The organism is Bacillus cereus group sp. MYBKT111-2, assembly GCF_051915205.1.
GTDB classification, from domain to species: domain Bacteria; phylum Bacillota; class Bacilli; order Bacillales; family Bacillaceae_G; genus Bacillus_A; species Bacillus_A paranthracis.
On sequence record NZ_JBQAEG010000002.1, the window covers coordinates 183,938 to 205,668 of the forward strand.

Sequence of the window (21,731 nt, forward strand, 5' to 3'; positions counted from 1 at the left end):
TGCACCTTCTAGTTTATGTATTTTTGAATAGGTGAACCTTATACTTAATAACATAAAAGATTCACTATGTGTAGATTATACCTTATTTGTATAGGGGATTGCTATTTCAATTCTTTTATGTCCTTTATAAGTATTATAGTAAAGTATATAAGTTCAATTTTCATGAAGAGAGAATGAAAAGATTATTAAAAATTTCTCATAAAAAAATAGAAGCATTTCTGCTTCTATTTTTTTACGGTTTCACATCTAAGTTCTGTAAAAATAAAGTTGCTGTTACGTAACGTTTCGCTAACATTTGTACATAAGCGGTATGTACAGAAAGTGTGGCGATAATAATGGCGTTACGGATTGCTTCACGTTGTTCGTTATTAACCTGATCGAACTTGCTTGCAATTTTATCAGCTCTTTCTTTTACGATGTTTTCAATTGTATGGATTGTATCTGTTGCATTTAATTGTAAGCAATTCCCTTGATTGAGTTCTTCAAATAGAGAAGAGTATGCTCCATATAAATGAACAGGATTGATTAAGTCATCACTTCGATCGGCTGGATCATTTACGATAAGGCGTAATAGCTTACGAATGGATTCAAAATCAAGTGCTGTTTTTAAATCTTCAACAATGAATAGTAAGGCTGCTTGTTCAATTGAATATTTTTTTCCTTTTTGAGGAGAGCCAATCATTTCTTTTATATCTCGTTTCACCCAGTTTTGCATGGCAGTTACAGAGAAACTTGTGTTTTCGATCTGATTGCCAAGCGCGACTATTTCATTTAAAGAGAAACCGACGTCTGTATCGTCAATTTTTATCAGTTTTTCAAAAATAGGTGAAAGTGCGGTAGTAATAAAAGCAGTTACGCTTTGTCCGCTTTCAATATCTTTTTTATGTGACTTTGCCCAAGCTTCTTGTAAAATACCGAGAGGCTTTTTCGTATTCCATCCTCTTAATGATAGAAGAAGGGTAGCCATTTCGTTTCGTGTGAGATGAAATGTTTCCATCTTTTCACCTCCATAAATAATAAAAAGTTCTTATGAACCTATAATATGTTTTGTTTCATTTAAAGTCAATTCTGTTTTGCTTAATTTTTCCTTTGTCACTAAACTGTCGGAAGTAAATAACACTTGCATATTTCGACAAAAGTTCATATAATAAGTTCATAAGAACCTTTAAAATGTTTTTAAAAATAAATCTATCATTCTGAATTTACTAGAAAGGTAGATTTCACATATATCTATATAAAAGGAGAATGGATATAATATGTTGAAAAAACTTGTAGCAGTCATGACAGCATTCATGGTTATCTTTGGAGCTAGTAGCTTCATGTTTGTAGATCACGCAGCAGCGAAGAGTTACAAATCTGGTAAAAAGTCGTTTACACCAAGTTCAGGTCAAAAGTCAAAAGTTGATTTAAACAAAAAAGACTCAAATGTAAATTCTCAAAAAACGACTCCTGATTCAAAAACAAAAGCAACAAATACAGCACCAAAAAGTAATAAAGGAAGCTTTATGAAAGGTTTATTACTAGGTGGTCTCGGTGGTTTACTAATGGGTAGCTTATTTGCAAATATGGGAGCTCTTGGTTCTGTATTAGCATTTATGGTAAATATGTTAGTAATGGCTGGTATCGTAATGTTAGCAATTCGTGCATTTAAATACTTCAAAGATCAACGTAAGAAAAAGGAAGATGAAGTAGCATGGAAACGATAAAAATTTCTGAACAAGAACTGATCAATGCCCTTTGCGTATATATCGCTGAAAAAAGACAAGTTGGTCCAGAAGAAGTTTTAGTTGAACTTATGTACGACGATGACTATGGTTTTTCTGCTGAAGTAGAGGTAAATGGTCGCCAGCAAATTTTAATTCAAGCGAACTTAATCGAAGCACTACGCTTATTACTTGACAGAGAATATAATGTCAATTCATTTGCGGCGAGATTACAACTTGAATTAGATGATGAAGAAGGTATTTACGCGTTAGCGAAATTTAATAACTCAGATGAGTAGGAAAAAGAGCTGTTGAGAGTATTCTCAGCAGCTTTTTTTAGTATGCGCATATGCAAGGGAATAATCACGCCAAATTTCATTCATTTTTCGTCTACCGACATCAATGCTCGGGTTAAATTGTATAGCAGCTTGTTGACGTACGGCATGTACATGTTGGATTGCTTGTTGTAAGTGTTGTTCCACCGAATGAGATTTTTTATTTGCTTGTTTTACAATTGAATATCCAGCAACAGTCCCTTGTGCCATGGCGATTTTCCCGCTTTCAATGCCAGTTATATTGCCGGCTACAAATAAACCAGCAAGAGGGGTTTCCATTGTTTCGGAATGGAGAGGAACATGCCCGCCTAATTCCGGAATGTAACGGAACGGACAGCCAGCTACAGCGGCTAGTTCAGCGAGAGGATATAAGCCACCGGCAATACAAACGAAGTCTGCTTCATATATTTGTTCCGATCCGGTTACGATATTTCCTTTCGTATCAATATTAGCAATGCGTACACCTTCAACTTGATCTGTTCCGATAATTTCAAGAGCTGCTTTTCGAAGGTGAAGAGGTGTACCGTTTATTTTCATTCCGCTGTTTGGATAGAAGGTTAATCCGGCTTTTCGAATCCAGTCATATTTCATAAAATGGCTACCTATGCGTAGAAAAGCAGAAGGAGCGAGATGAGCCGCATTTAAAAGAGAATTTAAAACTTCTTCTGGTTCACCAGCCTGTTGACTTAATTCACTTTTTTCAGGAAGGACGATATGTTCCACTTTAATTCCTGCCAATTGTAATTCATTCAAAATAGCAAATGACAATATGTTAGCACCAATAATGATTCCTTTTTTCCCAACTTGAACACGATGTACATTCGTCATAACTTGAGCAGCGCCAATTGACATCACCCCAGGGAGTGTCCAACCAGGAAGAGGGATAGAGTACTCAGCAGCGCCAGTAGCAAGTAAAACGAAAGGTGCTTCTAACGTACCGATATTCGTATGGACGAACCAAGAACTTTCATCTTTATCTAAATTATAGACGGAAATGCCACATTGAATATTGACTGAAAGAGATTGTGCTTCTTCGTGAAGGCGTTTTGATTCTTTTATCCCGTTCCACCATTCTCCAGTAGGTTCTTGATGTAATTGTCCTAACAATCTTCCGCCAGGTTTCATAAATTCATCAATAACAAGTACATTCAGTCCAAATCGAGCGCAAGAGATAGAGGCTGATAAACCCGCTGGGCCAGCTCCGATAATTATGACATCATTCATCGCTTTTTCACCATCTCTCTAACGATATTTGGATGCTGTTTACCACTAGCAACAACCATATCTTTTTCAACAACAGTTAAGCATGCTCGTACGTTTGCTTGATTGTTTACTGTGACGCGGCATTCAGAACAATGTCCGATATTACAGTAAATACCTCGCGGCGTCCCGTTATCTTCGTGCACTCTTAATGTTCTTATTCCGTTTGCAAGTAAAGCGGCCGCAATCGTTTCATGTTCATATGCTTCATATTGTTGACCGTTAAATTGAAAAGTAATGCGATTACTATTATGTAAACTCCCTAAAATAGGGTGATGTGTAATTCTACTCATTTACTTTCACCTACCGATCCAAAAGTAACTGCTCGTACCGGTGATTGATATTTCAATGGAATATCATTTGTAGTTACGCCTGGATTTGCATGTTCAATCATTCGATCTATCATCATTCTACATGTGCGGGCACCGCAAAATCCCATGCCAGCACGTGTTCTTAGTTTTAATTCTCTTGCCGAGCATTTATATTCAGCAATTGTCGATTGAAGTTGACCGTATGTAACTTCTTCACATCGACAAACAATTAAGTGGTCTTTATTCGTCATATGTATTCCTCCTCTAGTTCGGTTTGCACAAATTATATAATGCAAAAACTATGCCAATATAGAGGAGGTAAGGTTTATTGTAACCCGAGCTTTTTTAAACGGTTATATAAAGTGGCTCTCGTAACACCAAGTTGTTTCGCACATTCTAATTTATTTCCATTCAAAATGCGTAAAGCCCTCTCAATGACCTTTTTCTCATGTTCCTCCATCTCTTCTTGTAAAGAGAGGATTGTATTATTGTTGCTGAGTAATAAGGAATGAGCCGAATGTTCCTCTAAAGTTTCGGTTGTATGAAATGGTAAATATTCTTGCTTTATAATACCGTCAGTCGCAAATACGACAAGTCTTTCAATAACGTTACGGAGCTCGCGAATATTACCTGGCCAATTGTAATGAAGCAGTTCATGCATAATGCTTGAAGGTAAGTCGCGAATGGGTCTGTTATAGTTTATTGAAAAATCGTTTAGGAAAGAATAGGTTAATTCAATAATATCTTCGCGTCTTTCGCGCAGCGGTGGAATATGCAAACTAACTACATTTAGGCGATAGTATAAATCTTCTCGGAACGTGCCTTTTCTCATTTCTTCTTGTAAATCACGATTGGTAGCAGCGATAATACGGAAGTCAATATGAATCTCTTTTTCTCCACCAACTCGGTAATATTTTCGTTCTTGTAGTACACGTAAAAGTTTCACTTGCATATCGAGCGGCATTTCTCCTATTTCATCAAGAAATAATGTGCCACCTTGGGCGAGCTCTATTTTACCTTTCTTACCTTTACTATTTGCACCAGAAAACGCCCCGCGCTCATAGCCGAATAATTCACTTTCAAATAATGCTTCTGGAATTGCGCCGCAGTTAATTGAAATGAATGGAGCTTTAGCTGCTTCACTTGCATCATGAATTGCTTTCGCAAATACTTCTTTTCCAACACCACTTTCACCGAGTATTAAAACAGTTGATTTCACCGAACAAACTTTTCTAGCTAATTGTATTGTTCTTTGTATAACGGGGCTCTTTCCATTCATCGCAAGAAAAGGGTCTGATTCATCTTTATACTTTGCTACTTCTTGTTCTAAACGGTGCATTTCATGTGACATATTGAATAGTTTTTCATTTAATGCGACTTGATTTGTAACGTCAGTTTCTGAAACGACTGCTCCTATAATTTCATCGTTACAATAAACTGGATTTGAGTTAATTAATACGAACAAATCTGGACGAGGTTGATGGAACTGAGCGATTATACTTTTTCCGTCATGTAATGATTGCAAAATTTCCAAATCTTTATAGTCAAAAAAGCGAGTGATAGGTTGCCCAATAATCTCATTATGCTTGACTGAAAAGATCTTCTCGGCGCCATCTGTCCAGGTGCAAACGCGTTCTTTATCATCGATGACTGTAACGGAAGAATCCGTTGTTTGTATTACGGTGTTATAAAAAGAATGGAGTTCATTGTATGACTTAACAAGAAACGGGATGATTTGCTGAGCTGTTATACAGCATATAGGCTCTTTATTTTCGTTCATTATGATAACGACTATTTCATTGGAAAACGCGTCAATTAAAGCAGTGAATGATTCATCTTCATATATTACTGCGCAGTTATATTTTTCTGTAGTAGAAGGGCGGTAATAATACTTTCCGTTAATTTGCTCAATATGTTGCAAGCGGTATGTATGATCAATGGATAAAATTTTTAGAAATTCTTTTATTGTGGGAAATGAGAATGCCATATTGTCCTCCTATTATGTATAAAAATTTTGACAGTGATAAAAAAATAATACACTTATTTGCGATAAATTTAAAATATTTTTACAAATAAAAATATTATTTATAAAAATTGTATATATGTACAGTTGGCACGTCAATTGCATAAAAGAAAGTGAGAGCTTTAGGGGAAGGAGGAGTATTTTGTGAGGCACTGCGACGTTTTAATAATTGGTGGCGGTATTATTGGCTGCTCGATCGCGTATTACACTTCAAAATACGGAAGAGACGTAACAATCATTGAAAAAGGAGAATTTGTCAGCGGGACGTCTTCACGCTGCGATGGAAATATTTTGGCTATTGATAAAGATCCCGGGTTTGATAGTCAAATGTCGTTAGTAAGTCAAAAATTAGTAACGGATTTAAGTGAAGAGTTAGAGCACTCATTTGAATATAGGGCGCCAGGAAGTATTCTCGTATGTGAGTCGGATGAAGAGATGGAAGCAGCGCAGCAATGGGTGAATCGTCAAAAAGAAGCGGGTTTACCGTTTCGAATGCTTGATAGGCAAGATATAAGAGCGGAATCGCCATTTTTTGCAGATGATTTATTAGGCGGGTTAGAATGCGCAACAGATTCGACTGTAAATCCATATCTTCTTGCTTTTTCACTTCTTGCAGAATCGAAGAAATATGGTACGAAGGCTTTTAATCATACGGAAGTAAAAGAAATGAAAAGAGATAAAGACGGTTCCTTTATTGTAGAAACGACAAATGGGACGTTTACTGCGAAGCAAGTGGTGAACGCAGCGGGTGTGTGGGCTCCGAAAATCGGACAAATGTTGGATGTAAATATCCCAATTGAACCGAGAAAAGGGCATATTATTGTAGCTTCAAGGCAACAACACGTTGGTTGCCGTAAAGTAATGGAATTTGGTTATTTAATTTCTAAATTTGGCGGACAACGAAAAGTGGATGCTTTAACTGAAAAATATGGGGTAGCTCTTGTGTTTGAGCCGACAGAAAGCCAAAATTTTTTAATTGGTAGTAGTAGAGAGTTTGTAGGGTTTCATACGAAGATAAATAACGAGGTTATTAAATGTATTGCGAACAGAGCAATACGTTTTTATCCGAAAATGGCGGATATGATGGTGATTCGTTCCTATGCTGGATTACGCCCATGGACAGAGGATCATTTGCCGATTATTTCACGTGTGGAACATATCCCAAATTACTTTATAGCAGCAGGGCATGAGGGGGATGGCATTAGTCTTGCCGCAGTTACAGGAAAAGTGATTGAAGAGTTATTAAATGAAAAAGAAACAATCATTCCTATTGAACCACTTCGTTTGAGTCGTTTTACAGAAAGGGTGTTAAACGGATGAGGTCACAAAGAGTCTTTACGACGATTGATACACATACGGGCGGGAATCCAACGAGAACATTGATTAGCGGCCTGCCTAAGTTAATAGGCGAGACGATGGCAGAGAAGATGTTACATATGAAAAAGGAGTATGACTGGATTCGCAAATTGTTAATGAATGAACCGCGTGGTCATGATGTAATGTCAGGAGCACTATTAACAGATCCGTGTCATCCTGAAGCAGATATTGGTGTTATTTACATAGAGACAGGTGGATATTTACCGATGTGTGGTCACGATACAATTGGTGTATGTACAGCTTTAATTGAATCAGGTTTAATTCCGGTAGTTGAACCGATTACCTCGTTAAAGTTAGACACGCCAGCCGGGTTAGTTGAAGTGGATATCTTTGTTCAAGATGGAAAAGCGAAAGAAGTCTCCTTTTGTAACATACCAGCTTTTTTACTGAAACACATTACTGTAGACGTCGAAGACATTGGAACTGTAGAGGCGGATATTGCGTATGGAGGGAATTTTTATGCCATTATCGATGCGAAATCAGTAGGGTTAGAGTTAGTACCAGAAAACGCATCTATAATCATAGATAAGGCAATTCATATAAGAAATATCATTAATGAGAAATTTGAAATCATTCATCCAGAGCATTCGTTTATTAGAGGATTAACCCATATGGAGTTTTATACAGATCCTACACATGAAAGTGCGCATGTGAAAAATACAGTTGTCGTTCCGCCTGGAGGAATTGATCGTTCTCCATGTGGTACAGGAACATCAGCAAAGTTAGCTGTATTATACGCAAATCAAAAAATAGAGATTAATGAAGAGTTTGTTCATGAGAGTATCGTTGGTTCTTTATTTAAAGGGTGCGTTATAAATACGACAAATGTTGAAAATATTGAAGCGGTCGTAACGAAAATTACAGGTTCAGCTTGGCTTATGGGGATGCATAGATTTTTTTACAATGAAAAGGATCCACTGAAAGAAGGTTTTTTGCTAATTCCGCCGATGGAACATGAAACGGAGGATGTAAAATGAACATTCAAAAAATGTATACAGCAGTAGACGTACACGTAAATGGCGAGGCATTTCGTGTAATAAAAGATGTACCATGTAAGTACTACTACAATTTAGAACAATTAAACGATCAATTTTCAAGTGAATTAGCAGAAGAAATGCAGCTTTTATTAAATGAACCGCGTGGTTTTATCGGTTTAAATGGATGTATCGTCGTTCCTTCTATTCATCCGGAAATCGATGCAGCTGTATTATTTTTTAATCATGAAGGGTCAGTACCTCTTCATTACGGAGGTATTGTCGCAGTCATAACGATGCTACTAGAAAGCGGATATTTAAAAAAGAGAGAGACGAATCAATACAAAATCGAAACGTTATCTGGCATATTTTTAGTTCATGCGTATGTAGAGCATGATGAAGTTGTATCTGTTTCGTTTGAAAGTAAAGTATGTTATATGATTGAGAAAAATTTACAAGTTGAACATATAAGTTACTCTCTCATACAGGCAGATAAAGTATACGCAGTTGTAGAAAAAGATGCGTATTCACCAGAAATTCATATTGAAAACATTTCTGAATTGAAAAAATGGGGAGAAGCCACACTTCAAGCTATACAAAAACAGTCACTTATAAAAAGACTTATTTTAGTAGATTCCACGCAAAAAGAAAAGAACCATATAAAGTCGATTACCTTTCATGAAGATAACTTTATCGTACGATCGCCAGGTTTTGTTTCTACTATTGTGTCTTATGTTCACGCGTTATTTAAAAATAATTATATAGCGGATAAACCTTTTATAAATGAAAGTATATGTAATAGCTTTATAACTGTTGAAAAAGTGAAGAAGGAAGAAATAGGTTACATTTTCCGTTTTGAAAGTAGAGGATTTATTACAGGGATGCAGACGTTTCTATTAGATCCTACAGATCCGTTTCCGACAGGATTTTTATTAAAATAAAATAGTAAAGGGAGAGATAAATATGAAAAATATTAAAGGGGCATTTCCAGTATTAATCACACCGATGGATGAGTTTCAAGAGATTAATTGGAACGGTGTAAAACAAAACGTAAACTACTTTATTGAGCAAAAAGTGGCTGGCATTATTATTAATGGAAGCACAGGAGAGTTTGTTAGTTTATCAAAAGAAGAACGATTTAAAATGGTAGAAACAGTATTAAAAGAAGTTGATGGTCGTATACCAGTTATTGTTGGAACTGCTGCGGAGACGACGAAAGAAACAATTGAATATACGAAACATGCAGAAGCGCATGGAGCGGATTGTGCGTTAATTATAAACTCGTATTATTGTAAACCGAAAGAAGAGGAAATCTATTTTCATTTTAAAGAAATCTCAAATGCAGTAAATATACCAATTATGTTATACAATAACCCATTTACATCTGGTGTTGATATGAGTACAGACCTCATGTTACGTATTGGAAAAGAATGTGAAAATGTTACACATATTAAAGAATCTAGCGGAGATATTCGAAAAGCAAGAGATTTAGTAAGACAAGGCGAAGGTGCTTTTCAAGTATTCTGTGGATCTGAAGATTTAGTTATGGAATCTTATTTAGTTGGTGCGACGGGCTGGGTTTCAGTAGCAGGTAATATCGTACCGGGACTTGTTACAAAAATGTATGAGCATTTCCAAAATGGTGAATTAGAAAAAGCTTGGGAAATAAACGACGCTATTTTACCTCTTTGTGAGTTTCTTGAAGGGTCAGGAAAATATGTACAAATCGTGAAACGATCAATGGAATTATACGGGCAAGCTGGAGGACCTTCACGTTATCCGAGACTCGGATTAACTGAAGAAGAAGAGCAAAAACTTCAAACGATTATTTCAAAAATTGCAGCTCATGCAGCTGTTTAAATAAGGGGGAGAGCATATATGTTAACGAAAAACATTGAACTAAAACCAAAAGTGAAAGCGTTTTTAAATGAAGAAATTAAAATGTTTATTAATGGTGAATTTGTTCCTTCAATTAGCGGGAAGACGTTTGAAACATACAATCCAGCAACAGAAGATGTTTTAGCGGTCGTATACGAAGCACAAGAAGAGGATATCGATGTCGCAGTAAAAGCGGCACGATCTGCATTTGAATCAGGACCTTGGGCAGAAATGACTACTGCTGAAAGAGCACATCTTATTTATAAATTAGCAGACTTAATAGAAGAGCATGGAGAAGAATTAGCACAGTTAGAAGCTTTAGATAATGGGAAGCCATATCAAGTAGCACTGGATGATGATATTGCAGCGACTGTAGAAAATTATCGCTATTATGCGGGATGGGCTACGAAAATTATCGGGCAAACCATTCCGATTTCAAAAGATTATTTAAATTACACACGCCATGAACCTGTTGGCGTTGTAGGTCAAATTATTCCTTGGAATTTTCCGCTCGTTATGTCTTCTTGGAAAATGGGAGCTGCACTAGCAACAGGTTGTACGATCGTATTAAAACCAGCAGAACAAACTCCTTTATCGTTATTATATACAGCGAAACTTTTTAAAGAAGCAGGTTTTCCAGATGGTGTTGTAAACTTTGTGCCAGGTTTCGGCCCTGAAGCGGGAGCTGCAATTGTAAACCATCATGATATTGATAAAGTAGCCTTCACAGGTTCAACAGTTACAGGAAAATATATTATGCGTCAATCTGCAGAAACAATTAAACATGTAACGTTAGAACTTGGTGGTAAATCACCAAATATCATTTTAGAAGATGCTGATTTAGAAGAAGCGATTAACGGTGCATTCCAAGGTATTATGTATAATCACGGCCAAAATTGTAGTGCTGGATCTCGCGTGTTCGTTCACCGAAAACATTACGAAACAGTCGTAAATGAACTAGTAAAAATGGCGAATAACGTGAAACTTGGAGCAGGTATGGAGAAGGAAACGGAAATGGGTCCTCTCGTATCTAAAAAGCAACAAGAGCGTGTACTACATTACATTGAACAAGGAAAAGCTGAAGGCGCGACTGTTGCTGCTGGTGGTGAACGTGCATTTGAAAAAGGTTATTTTGTACAGCCAACGGTATTCACAGATGTTACTGACGATATGACGATAGTTAAGGAAGAAATTTTCGGACCAGTTGTCGTTGTGCTTCCATTTGATTCAACGGAAGAAGTAATCGAAAGAGCAAATCGTTCGTCATATGGGCTTGCTGCGGGCGTATGGACACAAAATATTAAAACAGGACATCAAGTTGCCAATAAGTTAAAGGCAGGAACAGTATGGATTAATGATTATAACTTAGAAAATGCAGCGGCACCATTTGGTGGGTTTAAACAATCTGGAATCGGTCGTGAGTTAGGTTCATATGCGCTTGATAACTATACAGAAGTGAAAAGTGTTTGGGTAAATATAAAGTAATAGAGAGTTTAACTGTTAATGAATAGAGATACGGACAACTGGAAGTTTTCATAATAGTTGTCCGTTTTCTTATATATAAAATAGTTTTCTAAAGAATGATAAGGGGGATTTGAATGGAGCAATTAGTAGAGTGGTTAGTAGGGCAAGTATGGAGTATAGGGCTAGTTATTTTCGCATTAGGGGCAGGGGTGTATTTTACTATTGCAACTCGTTTTCTACAAATTCGTTATTTTAAAGAGATGATTAAACTATTATTTGAAGGGAAGAGCTCGGAGACGGGAATTTCATCCTTTCAAGCATTTTGTTTAGCCTTATCAGGTAGGGTTGGAATAGGTAATATTGCAGGGGTCGCGACAGCTATCGCTTTCGGCGGGCCGGGAGCTGTATTTTGGATGTGGGTAATGGCTCTATTAGGAGCAGCTAGTGCATTTGTTGAATCAACATTATCTCAAGTATATAAAAGTAAAGTTGGAAATGAATATCGCGGTGGTACACCGTATTTCATTGAAAAAGGCTTAAACATGAAATGGTTTGCAATCATTGTAGCAGTCGTTGTAACACTTTCATATGGTGTTTTATTACCAGGTATTCAATCTAGTAGTATCGCAGTTGGATTCGAAAACTCTAATGGTATTAGCAAATATATAACTGGTATATTGTTAGTCATATTATTAGCGGCAATCATTTTTGGTGGCGTAAAGAGAATTGCAGGCGTTTCACAAATGCTCGTTCCATTTATGGCAATTGGATATGTAATTGTTACATGTATCGTATTAATTGCGAATGTAACGGAAATTCCAAGTATGTTCGCTTTAATTTTCTCTAGTGCTTTCGGTATAAATGAAATGTTTGGTGGAATCGTCGGTGCAGCAATCGCATGGGGCGTAAAGCGCGCTGTATTTTCAAATGTAGCTGGCGTTGGAGAAGCGACGTATAGCTCTGCTGCGGCTGAAGTATCTCACCCAGCAAAACAAGGGTTAGTTCAAGCCTTTTCTGTATACATTGATACAATTATCGTATGTACAGCGACAGCTCTTATGATTTTAATAACAGGTATGTATAATGTTATACCGGAAGGGAAAAGCGCTATTGTAAAAAATATAGGGAATGTTGATGCCGGTCCAATCTATACACAACAAGCAGTTGAAACTGTTATGACGGGATTTGGACCATTATTCATTTCAATCGCAATCTTCTTCTTCGCATTTACAACTTTACTCGCATACTACTATATCGCTGAAACGACACTTACTTATTTAGATCGTGAACTTAAATATAGCTGGTTAAAACCAGTTTTGAAAATTGGATTTTTAATTATGGTTTACATCGGTAGCATAGAATCAGCGTCGCTTTTATGGAATCTTGGGGATTTAGGAATTGGTAGTATGGCATGGTTAAACTTAATTGCGATTCTACTATTAAGTAAAATCGCATTAAAAGTGTTAAAAGATTATGAAGCGCAGAAAAAAGAAGGGAAAGATCCAGTATTTGATCCTAAAAATGTAGGAATTGAAGGTTTAACATTTTGGGAAGAAAGAAGTAAAGAGGTTCAAAGAAAAAACGTTAAAGAACAAGCGGTAGTGGATGATAGTCTGAAACTGTAGCTTGAATAAACAGAATATTCATTCTATTGAATGAGGTATATTGCCTTCTTTTCATCACATACTACAGTAGGTACAGATAATTTGAATGGGGGTAATAATAAGATGGAACACGAACAACATCATAGTTCAGTAAATGACGTTCTACATCATTATAAAGAAGGAATCGGTAGTTTTACAAACCAAATTCCTGAAATTGCTGAAACATATAATGCATTCACGCAAGCTTGTTTTCAAGAGGGTTCTTTAACAAAAAGGGAAAAACAACTTATTGCATTAGGAATTAGTCTAGCAACGCAAGATGAATATTGTACCGTTTATCATACAAAAGGGTGTCTTGATCAAGGGTGTTCAGATAAAGAAATTCTGGAAGCGTGTGGTGTATCAGCAGCATTTGCTGGTGGAGCTGCAATGAGTCAAACGGTAACTTTAGTGCAAGAGTGTTTAACAGAACTGAAAAATCATAAGCATTGAATAGAAAAAAACGTTTTAAACTTTATGTTTAAAACGTTTTTTATGTGAAATTACATTTGTATTCATTTTAATATTTTATATCTTCATAAATCGAATTCTCTACATCAGGAAGAACTGTGTATATGCTTTTACCGATTAAAGCTTCTAATTCTTTCTTAATTGCATAAAACCCTTTCCAATGTAATGATGTATGAGACGTTGTACCGTGACGTAAACCAACGGAAATCAATCTTCTTTCCAGCGTAGTAAAACCATCCGCGTCAGCAAGAGCATCACAAAGAGTAATTACTTTATTGTATAAATCGTAGTTACAATGTTTAATCAATATTTCAACTAACTGGATTCTCATATGATCAGGAACGAGACTCCACTCCGCTGCGATATCTATATGTTCATTTTTGCATGGGAATGAGTGTGTAACACAAATAACAGCGTTTCCTGTATACCCTAAATCATTCATATACATATAACCATCATAGGAATGAATGACCGATTTGGTAAAACCTTTGTATCTTCCGATATCATGCAAAAGGGCAGCATTATATGCTATATCAGCATCTAGGTTATACCCATTTTTAATAAGTTCTATAATTATGTTTTCAGTTGCCTGAGCAACATTTATTGAATGTTCAAACCAAGGACCGGGGTTTTGTTCATATGCCCATTCGAGTAATTCTTTTGCATATGTTCTATCTACTATATATTTCATATCGTTATCCTTTCCCTAAAAAATCATGTTTTAAAGAATTTCATCTTAGTATATCATTATTCCTGCTTTAAAAATTGGTACAATGAAACAAAAGGGGGATTAGTAATGCAAAATTTAGTAATTGAATTTGAGAAAGTTTTTAGAGGGTTCTTTTCGTAATGTTCCTCGACTTATAATGGATGTAGAGAAGATGACTAGGCAACTATAGTTATTTTCGCTTTATTATGGGAAAGGGGATGACGAGATGAAAACGAAAGGTTTACAGAAGGTGAAGAAAGTTATATTAAGTGGTGGGATATTACTTACAGGATTGTTAACTTTCGGTTTTTCAGAAAAAGCTTCAGCTCATGGATACGTAGAATCACCAGCGAGCCGTTCTTATTTATGTAAGCAAGGGGTAAATGTAAACTGCGGTCCGATTCAATATGAGCCGCAAAGTGTAGAAGGAATAGGTGGATTCCCGCAATTAGGACCTTCGGATGGTCAAATCGCAGGAGCTGGCCATTTCCCTGCTTTAGATGTACAGACTGTAGATAGGTGGAAGAAAGTTACGTTAAACGGTGGGACGAATACATTCAAGTGGAAACTAACGGCTCCTCATAGTACGAAAGAGTGGAAATATTATATTACGAAGAAAGATTGGAATCCAAATAAGCCTTTAACGAGGTCTGATTTAGATTTAGTGCCTTTCTATGTAAAAAATGATGGAGGAGCTAGACCTGGAACTTCCGTAACACATGAAGCAAATGTGCCAACTGATAGAAATGGATATCACCTTATTTTAGCTGTGTGGGAAATCGCAGATACTGGAAATGCATTTTATCAAGTTATAGATGTTAACCTTGTAAATAACGGTTTAGCATCAAATAACGTGCTAAATCATGTAGTGCAAGTTCCTACTTTATTTTAAATAAAGTATACATTTCGATCATCTAATTCATTTTAGATGATCTTTTTTACGAAAAACGATGAAAAATATAGAAGAAAGTGCAATTATTTATAAAAAATTATGCTTTAAATATTGTCATATTTGCTTCTTTAAGATATCCTTTTCATGAAGAGGTGGAAAACATGGAAAAAGTACTAGTTTTCGGGCATAAAAACCCAGATACAGATGCAATTTGTTCTGCAATTGCTTATGCAGAATTGAAAAAAGAATTAGGAATGAATGCTGAGCCTGTACGTTTAGGCGAAATCAGCGGTGAAACTCAATTTGCGTTAGACTATTTTAAAGTAGAAGGACCGCGTTTTGTTGAGACAGTTGCAAACGAAGTGGACAACGTTATTTTAGTAGACCATAACGAGCGTCAACAAAGTGCTAACGATATCGAATCTGTTCGTGTGTTAGAAGTTATTGATCATCACCGTATTGCTAACTTTGAAACAAGCGATCCTATTTACTACCGTTGTGAGCCAGTTGGTTGTACAGCTACAATCTTAAACAAAATGTACAAAGAAAACGGCGTTACAATTCGTAAAGAAGTTGCAGGTTTAATGTTATCTGCAATCATTTCAGATTCTTTACTATTCAAATCTCCAACTTGCACAGAGCAAGACGTAGCAGCAGCTCGTGAATTAGCGGAAATCGCTGGTGTAGATGCTGACAAATACGGCTTAGAAATGTTAAAAGCTGGTGCTGACTTAAGCGGAAAAACAATGGAGCAATTAATCTCTCTTGACGCTAAAGAATTCCAAATGGGTAATGCGAAAGTTGAAATCGCACAAGTAAACGCTGTTGATACAAATGACGTTCTTGTACACCAAGCTGAACTTGAAAAAGTTATCTCTGCAGTAGTAGAAGAAAAAGGTTTAGACCTATTCTTATTCGTTGTAACTGATATCTTAACTAACGATTCTGTCGGTCTTGCGATCGGTAAAGCAGCAAACATTGTTGAGAAAGCATACAACGTATCTCTAGAAAACAATACTGCTACATTAAAAGGTGTTGTATCTCGTAAGAAACAAATCGTACCAGTATTAACAGAAGCATTCCAAGCGTAATATTATTGAGTATGATTTAACAAAAAGACAAGTAGTCAGATTGGCTACTTGTCTTTTTCTTTCTCTAAAAAACAGAAAATTAGATTTTTAAAAGGAGAGTTGTGTATGTTTAATGATTTGGAGAGTAAACTACAGTCACTTTTAGAGCGAAATATTACTTCTGTTTTAGAATTAGAAAATTGGCTTTTCGATGAATTGCGTGTAAACGCTGAAATAGAAGAGAAGATAACAAGTAGTTTAATCGCCACGTATAGAGATACAGGTAACAGAAATATGCATGATTTACATATGTATAATCAAAATACAATTCAACCACTTTTAAAAAGATACAATGCAAAGTTTGACCAAAAATTTATAGAGTGTCCGTTTTCTAACTTATTAGACGAGCGAAAATATGCATTTATGAAAAAAGCAAGATTTGTAAAGAGTAAAATGTTTAATGAAAAAAACATTGCTCTTTCTATTAAAGAGCAAGAGTGCATTACGAAGTATAGAGAAATAATGTCTAACATAACAATTAATTGGGAAGGCGAGCAAAAGACGTATGCACACGTTAAAGCAAAGCTAGATAACCCAAATAGAGCTATTCGCGAAAAAGCTTGGTACGCTTTATGTGAAGCAAGGAGTGCAGTGAAACCAGAAGTGGATCGTATTATGAATGAACTTATACAATTGCGGAATGAGATAGCTTTAAATGCAGGGTTTAATAATTATAGTGAATATGCTTTTAAACAAAAAAACAGAGATTACAGTATTGATGATTGCTATAAGCTCCATGAATCTATAGAAAAGTATGTTGTACCAATTTGGAAACAGTTAGGAAGTATTTCTAAAAAGAATCTTGGTGTAAAAACGTATCGCCCTTGGGATCTTTCTCCATGTAATTTACCAAAAGTCCCATTCCAAAATGTGATTGATTTATTAAATGGTGTGGAAGAAATATTTCGAAAGACAGATTTATATTTTTATGAGAAATTTATTCATATAAGGAAAGCTGGATGCATTGACGTAGAAGAACGTGAAAATAAAGCACCAGGAGCTATTTGTTTTACCTTGCCTCATAGTAAAGAGGTTTTTGTGTATTCTAATTTTAGTCCTTCATTTTATGCAATTAATGCACTTATACATGAAGTGGGGCATGCATTTCATTTTTATAAACAATTTAAAAACGATAGTAGTATGCAGGAAAGATATCTGCGCGAAGAGGTGGCTGAACTTTATTCCCTCAGTCTTGAGTTATTAGTAATGGATAAGCTGAATGTTTTTTATAAGCAAGAGGATGAATATAAAGAAGTGCAACGCGTACAAATATATCGTGCTTTGTCTTTATTAATGTCGTCAATTGCAGGAGATGTATTCCAGCACTGGATCTATGCGAATCCAAACCATACACCAAAAGAACGTGATAAGAAATACGCCGAACTATGCAAAAGATATCAATATTCAACAGTCGACCTTGCAGGATTAGAGGATGAAATCGGTGCAAGTTGGATAGAGTCCTTTCACTATGTTCAGTTTCCTTTTTACAAAATTGAATATGCAATTGCACAAATAGGAGCAATGCAATTGTTTCAAATTTACTGGGAAGACCCAGAAAAAGCGATTGCTTTCTTTAAAGAAGGTGCGAGTGCAGATTGGAATTTATCTATACAAGAAATATATGAAAAAACAGGTGTCACGTTTGATTTTTCGGAAGAAAGGATAGAAAGTACTGCAAGTGTTATTTTGGATGTGATCAATGAATTAAAATAAGGATAGCATTCGCTATCCTTATAACTGTTTATTCGTAGATTTTTTCTTGTTTATATAAAATGTAATAATAGCTGTAATGAGAAAAATAGGTATAGCATACGCTTGCCCAACAAACAACTTCCAGCCCGCATGATTATAACTTTGAGATGCTGGAGCAATCATAGCGATTACGCATACAATAATATAGAGTACTAGTGCAGGGAGTATATTTTTCATTTGTTCACCTCCTTCTAAAGATATCCTATTTGGTTATTTATATACTTTAATTATTATTAAGGGCTTTGAAAAGTAAATATACTATTGTTTATAGTATTATAATATTTACAAGGGGTACTATGTTTAAATAGGGTAATGGGGGTTCAAATCTTAAAAAAGTGAATTATTAGTAAAAAAGATGGCTATATGGTAAAAGATGTAATTTTTATATTTAATATCATTATATAGCATGTTGAGGGCAAAATGTATAAAATAATTAACTTTACTTATGCAGGAGAAGAGGTAAGAAATATATGAGAAGGTTATGCATAATTCCATGCGGAAAGAAGAAAATTTGGGATAAGTATCCAGGATATGGACCAATGGAAGCAAAAGATGTATATATTAGCCCGTTCGGAAAAGCATGTCAATCGTATGCAACTATGTTTTTCGAGAATTGGGTTATATTATCAGCGAAGCATGGATTTTTAAGGCCAAATGATATTGTACTAGAAAACTATGATCTTGCGTTTGATTCAAAGAGCGATAAGGTAATAAGTATAGAGCAATTACAAAAACAGATGGTAGATAAAAGTTTACTACAGTTTGACGAAATCGTCTTACTTGCAGGGAAAAAGCATAAAAAAGTAGTAACAAAGCTATATCCAGAAGAAATGATTACATATCCGTTAGCAGGATGTAAAGGCATTGGATATATGTTGCAGAGGTTGAAAGAGGCAGTGAAGGAAGAGGAGGAAATATAAGTATAGTTTCGGTCACTATGAGCTTAAACTGTTTTTAGGGAATTAAAACGTAAAATAGAGTTTTTAAGCATCGCCAAAAAGGTGATGCTTTTTGTTCGTGTCACCACTTTTTATAACGAAAACGAATTGCCTTCACTTCTAGAAAATGTAGGATGTATGGGTACAGTTAAGATTGTAAGTGGGAATAGCAATAAGACAAGTTTTGAATATGATATTAAGAAAGGAGATGTTGATAAATAATGGCCAGATATAGTTTGCACGGAGGACACAATAGTATTGTTCAAGGTGCTAATTTCGGGAATCGGAAAGAACACGTTCTAGATAGGCAAGTTAAAGATGCTGTGGCGACTAAGTTAAGGTCCCTAGGACACACGGTTTATGACGATACGGACGAGGTAGGGACAACTCAATCACAAAATTTAAATAATATCATTCGGAATAGCAATTCCCATGCTGTGGATTTAGTTATTTCTTTTCATCTTAATGCAAGTGATGGAAATGGACAGGGTGTTGAGGTTTTGTATTATGATCAGAAAGATTTGGCGGCTAAAATCTCAGCTCAACTAGCAAAAGATATTGGATGGCGTGATCGAGGTGCGAAACAACGTACAGATTTAGCAGTATTAAATGGAACGAAAGCACCGGCTATTCTTATTGAATTAGGATTTATTGATAATGAATCCGACATGGCAAAATGGAATGTTGATAAAATCGCTAATTCTATTGTATTTGCTCTTACAGGACAAACTGGAGGAGGTGCAACGGACTTGCTCAAAGTAAAAACTGGCGGTGTAGCATTTAGTAATTTACAAGATTTGGCTCAAGCTATGGTAGATGCGGGTATTGATGGACAAATTGTCGTTCAGAAAGATGGCATTGGTTATGCTATAACGAATGGCTATCCGTCCGGAAATATCGATAAATTTACAGCTTGGTTAGATGCACGTAAATGGTACTATGAGTACGTGAGATAAAACGAAAAATTGTCTTATTTTTAGTTAACAAGTATATTAAGTAACTAATAATTATGTAACTATAAAAATATGAACAATGTATATGTAAATTAGTACACAAAACCACCTGTCAGAAAGGTGGTTTTGTGTATCACGCTTTACTGGCAGTAAAATTCGTACCTCAAAATTCGGATGAAGCTAAGAAATTAGCTGGGAATTGCACTGCTTGCGGCCTCCTACTGATTATAGTTTAGAGCTTTGTAAGTCTTTACTTATTAAACCTGTAATAATATTTTATTTTCTCAATACATAAGCCGAATTTTAAAGTATTACGCAATAATACACTACCTTTCATACTATTTATTAGTTGATAATAGCAAAAAAACAAGCTTTGAATATAATAATGAAAAAGGAGATGTGAAATAATGGGTTATATTGTAGATATTTCGAAATGGAATGGCGACATTAACTGGGATATCGCAGCACCACAATTAGATTTTGTAATTGCACGTGTGCAAGATGGTTCAAATTATGTAGATCCTTTATATAAAAATTATGTGCAAGCAATGAAAGCAAGAAATATTCCGTTTGGTAATTATGCGTTCTGTCGTTTCGTTTCAGTAGAGGATGCACGGATAGAGGCGAGAGACTTTTGGAACCGTGGTGATAAAAATGCAACAGTTTGGGTAGCTGACGTAGAAGTAAAAACAATGAACGATATGAGAGCGGGTGCACAAGCTTTTATTGATGAATTACGCAGATTAGGAGCTAAGAAGGTTGGTTTATATATTGCTCATCATATGTATGATCCATTTGGAATGGCAAATGTCAATTGTGATTTTGTATGGATTCCTCGTTATGGTGGTAACAAACCAGCCTACCCATGTGATATTTGGCAATACACAGAAACAGGGAATGTAGCTGGCATAGGAAAATGTGATTTAAATAAGTTAATGGGAAATAAGCCGTTAGTTTGGTTTACTAATCAAACTGTTGAACAATCGACAAAACAAGAAGGAGTTGGAATTATAGTGAATAAATTTAGTAAAGTTGTTACGTATGAATTTGGTACAGCGTTAGTAGTAGAAATGTTAGGAATGATGGATGCTCTTGGGTATGAATCTCGTATTATCTCATATGGAGATAAACAAGGATTAGTTAGATTTGAAACAGCATATCGCCAAGGGAATGAATTAGATCGAGCGACAGCGTGGTTAGATGCTAAAGGACTTAAATATTTTTATACAAAAGAGTAGTTTGCTAAATAAAAAGCCGTCATGTGACGTTTTTTTATTTTTATGTAATCTTTTAACTCTATGTAAAACAAAAGCGAAATGCCATTGTAGGCATGAAGAGGAAAGGTATTAATAATAAAAAGGAGTACGATACGTACTCTTTTTTGGGGTGATTATATTCCATCTTGAACAGATTTCTTTACAATTAACCATGTGTCTTTCTTTTTAATCGTTATAGCTACATTAGTTCCATTAGATTCCTTATAAAAGATATATCCATTGTTTGAGTTTACATATGTGACTGGTTCGCCTATGCAATCTCGCGAGCAGGATTTGTTGACTAGTTCAATTAGGGATAGTTCGCTTGGATCTGTTTTACTGGCTTCTATAACAGCATCAAGGCTTGTTTTTCGATAACCTTGCAAGTTTATATGAAAAAGCTGCTCTATTTCTCCTGTAATGCTAGTATTCATTACTTCTACTGAATTCTTTTTTTCTTGAAGAAATCCGTTTTCATAAAGTAATTTTGTATATCCAATCCATGCGATTAAAACTAGCATGATAAACATACTACATATTTTAAGTGTTCGAAGGCGTTTACTAACTATCGTTTCTGAGTATTTCATTCACTTTAATCCTCCAATGTTTTTAATTTAAAGTATGCCTCAATACATATTTTTAGAAGAAGGATAGAATTTAAA

The 21,731-nt window shown here is 35.5% G+C and carries 23 protein-coding genes; 15 read left to right on the top strand and 8 right to left on the bottom strand.

Annotated elements, in window-relative coordinates:
* Positions 1-232: 232 nt before the first annotated feature.
* Positions 233-997: a DUF1836 domain-containing protein gene (locus ACTFNE_RS06140; RefSeq protein ID WP_000447224.1), complete on the bottom strand. Its 765-nt coding sequence runs from the start codon at positions 995-997 to the stop codon at positions 233-235.
* A 259-nt stretch (positions 998-1,256) separates the two neighbouring features.
* Here ACTFNE_RS06140 and ACTFNE_RS06145 point away from each other — a divergent pair, with 259 nt between their 5' ends.
* Both ACTFNE_RS06145 and ACTFNE_RS06150 read left to right on the top strand, forming a co-directional pair.
* Entirely contained in the window at positions 1,257-1,706 is a 450-nt protein-coding gene (locus ACTFNE_RS06145) for a hypothetical protein (RefSeq protein WP_000914477.1), read from the top strand.
* Positions 1,694-2,002 carry a YxcD family protein gene (locus ACTFNE_RS06150; protein ID WP_000447759.1) on the top strand — a complete coding sequence of 103 codons (309 nt, stop codon included), beginning with the start codon at positions 1,694-1,696 and terminating at the stop codon, positions 2,000-2,002. The genes ACTFNE_RS06145 and ACTFNE_RS06150 overlap by 13 nt, the downstream gene beginning before the upstream one ends.
* 24 nt (positions 2,003-2,026) lie before the next feature.
* On the opposite strand, the gene ACTFNE_RS06155 is transcribed toward ACTFNE_RS06150, so the two are convergent.
* The 4 genes from ACTFNE_RS06155 to ACTFNE_RS06170 form a co-directional block, all read right to left on the bottom strand.
* Positions 2,027-3,262 (bottom strand): NAD(P)/FAD-dependent oxidoreductase, encoded by a 1,236-nt coding sequence (locus ACTFNE_RS06155; RefSeq protein WP_270704884.1) that lies wholly within the window; start codon positions 3,260-3,262, stop codon positions 2,027-2,029.
* Positions 3,259-3,591 (bottom strand): (2Fe-2S)-binding protein, encoded by a 333-nt coding sequence (locus tag ACTFNE_RS06160; protein WP_000087049.1) that lies wholly within the window; start codon positions 3,589-3,591, stop codon positions 3,259-3,261. Before ACTFNE_RS06160 ends, ACTFNE_RS06155 begins: the two co-directional genes overlap by 4 nt.
* Positions 3,588-3,860: a (2Fe-2S)-binding protein gene (locus ACTFNE_RS06165; RefSeq protein ID WP_270704883.1), complete on the bottom strand. Its 273-nt coding sequence runs from the start codon at positions 3,858-3,860 to the stop codon at positions 3,588-3,590. Before ACTFNE_RS06165 ends, ACTFNE_RS06160 begins: the two co-directional genes overlap by 4 nt.
* Before the next feature lie 74 nt (positions 3,861-3,934).
* On the bottom strand, positions 3,935-5,596 hold the full coding sequence (locus ACTFNE_RS06170; RefSeq protein WP_270704882.1) for a sigma-54 interaction domain-containing protein: 1,662 nt from the start codon (positions 5,594-5,596) through the stop codon (positions 3,935-3,937).
* A gap of 180 nt (positions 5,597-5,776) precedes the next feature.
* Here ACTFNE_RS06170 and ACTFNE_RS06175 point away from each other — a divergent pair, with 180 nt between their 5' ends.
* From ACTFNE_RS06175 to ACTFNE_RS06205, 7 genes are all read left to right on the top strand, one after another.
* A complete protein-coding gene (locus tag ACTFNE_RS06175) occupies positions 5,777-6,952 on the top strand; it encodes an NAD(P)/FAD-dependent oxidoreductase (protein ID WP_001215250.1) in 1,176 nt (391 codons plus the stop codon).
* Positions 6,949-7,986: a proline racemase family protein gene (locus ACTFNE_RS06180; protein ID WP_270704880.1), complete on the top strand. Its 1,038-nt coding sequence runs from the start codon at positions 6,949-6,951 to the stop codon at positions 7,984-7,986. The genes ACTFNE_RS06175 and ACTFNE_RS06180 overlap by 4 nt, the downstream gene beginning before the upstream one ends.
* Positions 7,983-8,924 carry a proline racemase family protein gene (locus ACTFNE_RS06185; protein ID WP_270704879.1) on the top strand — a complete coding sequence of 314 codons (942 nt, stop codon included), beginning with the start codon at positions 7,983-7,985 and terminating at the stop codon, positions 8,922-8,924. The genes ACTFNE_RS06180 and ACTFNE_RS06185 overlap by 4 nt, the downstream gene beginning before the upstream one ends.
* A gap of 22 nt (positions 8,925-8,946) precedes the next feature.
* Complete coding sequence (gene dapA, locus ACTFNE_RS06190) at positions 8,947-9,843, top strand: 4-hydroxy-tetrahydrodipicolinate synthase (protein ID WP_000789611.1); 897 nt, start codon at positions 8,947-8,949, stop codon at positions 9,841-9,843.
* A gap of 18 nt (positions 9,844-9,861) precedes the next feature.
* Entirely contained in the window at positions 9,862-11,346 is a 1,485-nt protein-coding gene (locus ACTFNE_RS06195; protein ID WP_046199186.1) for an aldehyde dehydrogenase family protein, read from the top strand.
* A gap of 113 nt (positions 11,347-11,459) precedes the next feature.
* Positions 11,460-12,950, top strand: coding sequence for an alanine/glycine:cation symporter family protein (locus ACTFNE_RS06200; RefSeq protein ID WP_046199185.1), 1,491 nt, complete (start codon positions 11,460-11,462; stop codon positions 12,948-12,950).
* Between the two features lie 30 nt (positions 12,951-12,980).
* Positions 12,981-13,421, top strand: a complete 441-nt coding sequence (locus ACTFNE_RS06205; protein ID WP_175543854.1) for a carboxymuconolactone decarboxylase — start codon at positions 12,981-12,983, stop codon at positions 13,419-13,421.
* 67 nt (positions 13,422-13,488) lie between these two features.
* On the opposite strand, the gene ACTFNE_RS06210 is transcribed toward ACTFNE_RS06205, so the two are convergent.
* On the bottom strand, positions 13,489-14,130 hold the full coding sequence (locus ACTFNE_RS06210; RefSeq protein WP_046199183.1) for an HD domain-containing protein: 642 nt from the start codon (positions 14,128-14,130) through the stop codon (positions 13,489-13,491).
* Positions 14,131-14,374: 244 nt separating this feature from the next.
* Between ACTFNE_RS06210 and ACTFNE_RS06215 the strand changes: the two genes are divergently transcribed.
* The 3 genes from ACTFNE_RS06215 (at position 14,375) to ACTFNE_RS06225 (ending at position 17,883) form a co-directional block, all read left to right on the top strand.
* Entirely contained in the window at positions 14,375-15,040 is a 666-nt protein-coding gene (locus ACTFNE_RS06215; protein WP_000850064.1) for a lytic polysaccharide monooxygenase, read from the top strand.
* 161 nt (positions 15,041-15,201) lie between these two features.
* Complete coding sequence (gene ppaC, locus ACTFNE_RS06220; protein ID WP_000416849.1) at positions 15,202-16,131, top strand: manganese-dependent inorganic pyrophosphatase; 930 nt, start codon at positions 15,202-15,204, stop codon at positions 16,129-16,131.
* Positions 16,132-16,236: 105 nt separating this feature from the next.
* Positions 16,237-17,883: a M3 family oligoendopeptidase gene (locus ACTFNE_RS06225; protein ID WP_270704875.1), complete on the top strand. Its 1,647-nt coding sequence runs from the start codon at positions 16,237-16,239 to the stop codon at positions 17,881-17,883.
* An 18-nt stretch (positions 17,884-17,901) separates the two neighbouring features.
* Here ACTFNE_RS06225 and ACTFNE_RS06230 read toward each other — a convergent pair whose 3' ends face one another.
* Positions 17,902-18,099, bottom strand: a complete 198-nt coding sequence (locus ACTFNE_RS06230; protein WP_000789869.1) for a DUF4017 family protein — start codon at positions 18,097-18,099, stop codon at positions 17,902-17,904.
* Between the two features lie 293 nt (positions 18,100-18,392).
* On the opposite strand from ACTFNE_RS06230, the gene ACTFNE_RS06235 reads away from it, so the two are divergent.
* The 3 genes from ACTFNE_RS06235 to ACTFNE_RS06245 all read left to right on the top strand — a co-directional run bounded on the left by ACTFNE_RS06235 (position 18,393) and on the right by ACTFNE_RS06245 (position 21,051).
* Positions 18,393-18,842: a DUF6884 domain-containing protein gene (locus tag ACTFNE_RS06235; RefSeq protein ID WP_439997966.1), complete on the top strand. Its 450-nt coding sequence runs from the start codon at positions 18,393-18,395 to the stop codon at positions 18,840-18,842.
* A 239-nt stretch (positions 18,843-19,081) separates the two neighbouring features.
* A complete protein-coding gene (locus ACTFNE_RS06240; RefSeq protein WP_000135297.1) occupies positions 19,082-19,816 on the top strand; it encodes an N-acetylmuramoyl-L-alanine amidase in 735 nt (244 codons plus the stop codon).
* Positions 19,817-20,220: 404 nt separating this feature from the next.
* Positions 20,221-21,051 (top strand): GH25 family lysozyme, encoded by an 831-nt coding sequence (locus tag ACTFNE_RS06245; RefSeq protein ID WP_000540610.1) that lies wholly within the window; start codon positions 20,221-20,223, stop codon positions 21,049-21,051.
* A gap of 152 nt (positions 21,052-21,203) precedes the next feature.
* Here the strand turns inward: ACTFNE_RS06245 and ACTFNE_RS06250 are convergent, their stop codons facing one another.
* The gene (locus tag ACTFNE_RS06250) at positions 21,204-21,656 is read right to left on the bottom strand and encodes a hypothetical protein (protein WP_000877582.1); all 453 of its coding nucleotides are present in this window, start codon (positions 21,654-21,656) and stop codon (positions 21,204-21,206) included.
* Between the last annotated feature and the right edge of the window lie 75 nt (positions 21,657-21,731).

What these genes read in the sequence shown, in the direction of transcription:
- ACTFNE_RS06250 (WP_000877582.1), bottom strand. Translation starts at nt 21,656, where the DNA reads ATGAAATACTCAGAAACGATAGTTAGTAAACGCCTTCGAACACTTAAA.
- ACTFNE_RS06145 (WP_000914477.1), top strand. Translation starts at nt 1,257, where the DNA reads ATGTTGAAAAAACTTGTAGCAGTCATGACAGCATTCATGGTTATCTTT.
- ACTFNE_RS06200 (WP_046199185.1), top strand. Translation starts at nt 11,460, where the DNA reads ATGGAGCAATTAGTAGAGTGGTTAGTAGGGCAAGTATGGAGTATAGGG.
- ACTFNE_RS06235 (WP_439997966.1), top strand. Translation starts at nt 18,393, where the DNA reads ATGAGAAGGTTATGCATAATTCCATGCGGAAAGAAGAAAATTTGGGAT.
- ACTFNE_RS06210 (WP_046199183.1), bottom strand. Translation starts at nt 14,130, where the DNA reads ATGAAATATATAGTAGATAGAACATATGCAAAAGAATTACTCGAATGG.
- ACTFNE_RS06205 (WP_175543854.1), top strand. Translation starts at nt 12,981, where the DNA reads ATGAGGTATATTGCCTTCTTTTCATCACATACTACAGTAGGTACAGAT.
- ACTFNE_RS06215 (WP_000850064.1), top strand. Translation starts at nt 14,375, where the DNA reads ATGAAAACGAAAGGTTTACAGAAGGTGAAGAAAGTTATATTAAGTGGT.
- dapA (WP_000789611.1), top strand. Translation starts at nt 8,947, where the DNA reads ATGAAAAATATTAAAGGGGCATTTCCAGTATTAATCACACCGATGGAT.
- ACTFNE_RS06140 (WP_000447224.1), bottom strand. Translation starts at nt 997, where the DNA reads ATGGAAACATTTCATCTCACACGAAACGAAATGGCTACCCTTCTTCTA.
- ACTFNE_RS06180 (WP_270704880.1), top strand. Translation starts at nt 6,949, where the DNA reads ATGAGGTCACAAAGAGTCTTTACGACGATTGATACACATACGGGCGGG.
- ACTFNE_RS06195 (WP_046199186.1), top strand. Translation starts at nt 9,862, where the DNA reads ATGTTAACGAAAAACATTGAACTAAAACCAAAAGTGAAAGCGTTTTTA.
- ACTFNE_RS06245 (WP_000540610.1), top strand. Translation starts at nt 20,221, where the DNA reads ATGGGTTATATTGTAGATATTTCGAAATGGAATGGCGACATTAACTGG.
- ACTFNE_RS06225 (WP_270704875.1), top strand. Translation starts at nt 16,237, where the DNA reads ATGTTTAATGATTTGGAGAGTAAACTACAGTCACTTTTAGAGCGAAAT.
- ACTFNE_RS06185 (WP_270704879.1), top strand. Translation starts at nt 7,983, where the DNA reads ATGAACATTCAAAAAATGTATACAGCAGTAGACGTACACGTAAATGGC.
- ACTFNE_RS06155 (WP_270704884.1), bottom strand. Translation starts at nt 3,262, where the DNA reads ATGAATGATGTCATAATTATCGGAGCTGGCCCAGCGGGTTTATCAGCC.
- ACTFNE_RS06240 (WP_000135297.1), top strand. Translation starts at nt 19,082, where the DNA reads ATGGCCAGATATAGTTTGCACGGAGGACACAATAGTATTGTTCAAGGT.
- ACTFNE_RS06150 (WP_000447759.1), top strand. Translation starts at nt 1,694, where the DNA reads ATGGAAACGATAAAAATTTCTGAACAAGAACTGATCAATGCCCTTTGC.
- ACTFNE_RS06165 (WP_270704883.1), bottom strand. Translation starts at nt 3,860, where the DNA reads ATGACGAATAAAGACCACTTAATTGTTTGTCGATGTGAAGAAGTTACA.
- ACTFNE_RS06170 (WP_270704882.1), bottom strand. Translation starts at nt 5,596, where the DNA reads ATGGCATTCTCATTTCCCACAATAAAAGAATTTCTAAAAATTTTATCC.
- ACTFNE_RS06230 (WP_000789869.1), bottom strand. Translation starts at nt 18,099, where the DNA reads ATGAAAAATATACTCCCTGCACTAGTACTCTATATTATTGTATGCGTA.
- ppaC (WP_000416849.1), top strand. Translation starts at nt 15,202, where the DNA reads ATGGAAAAAGTACTAGTTTTCGGGCATAAAAACCCAGATACAGATGCA.
- ACTFNE_RS06160 (WP_000087049.1), bottom strand. Translation starts at nt 3,591, where the DNA reads ATGAGTAGAATTACACATCACCCTATTTTAGGGAGTTTACATAATAGT.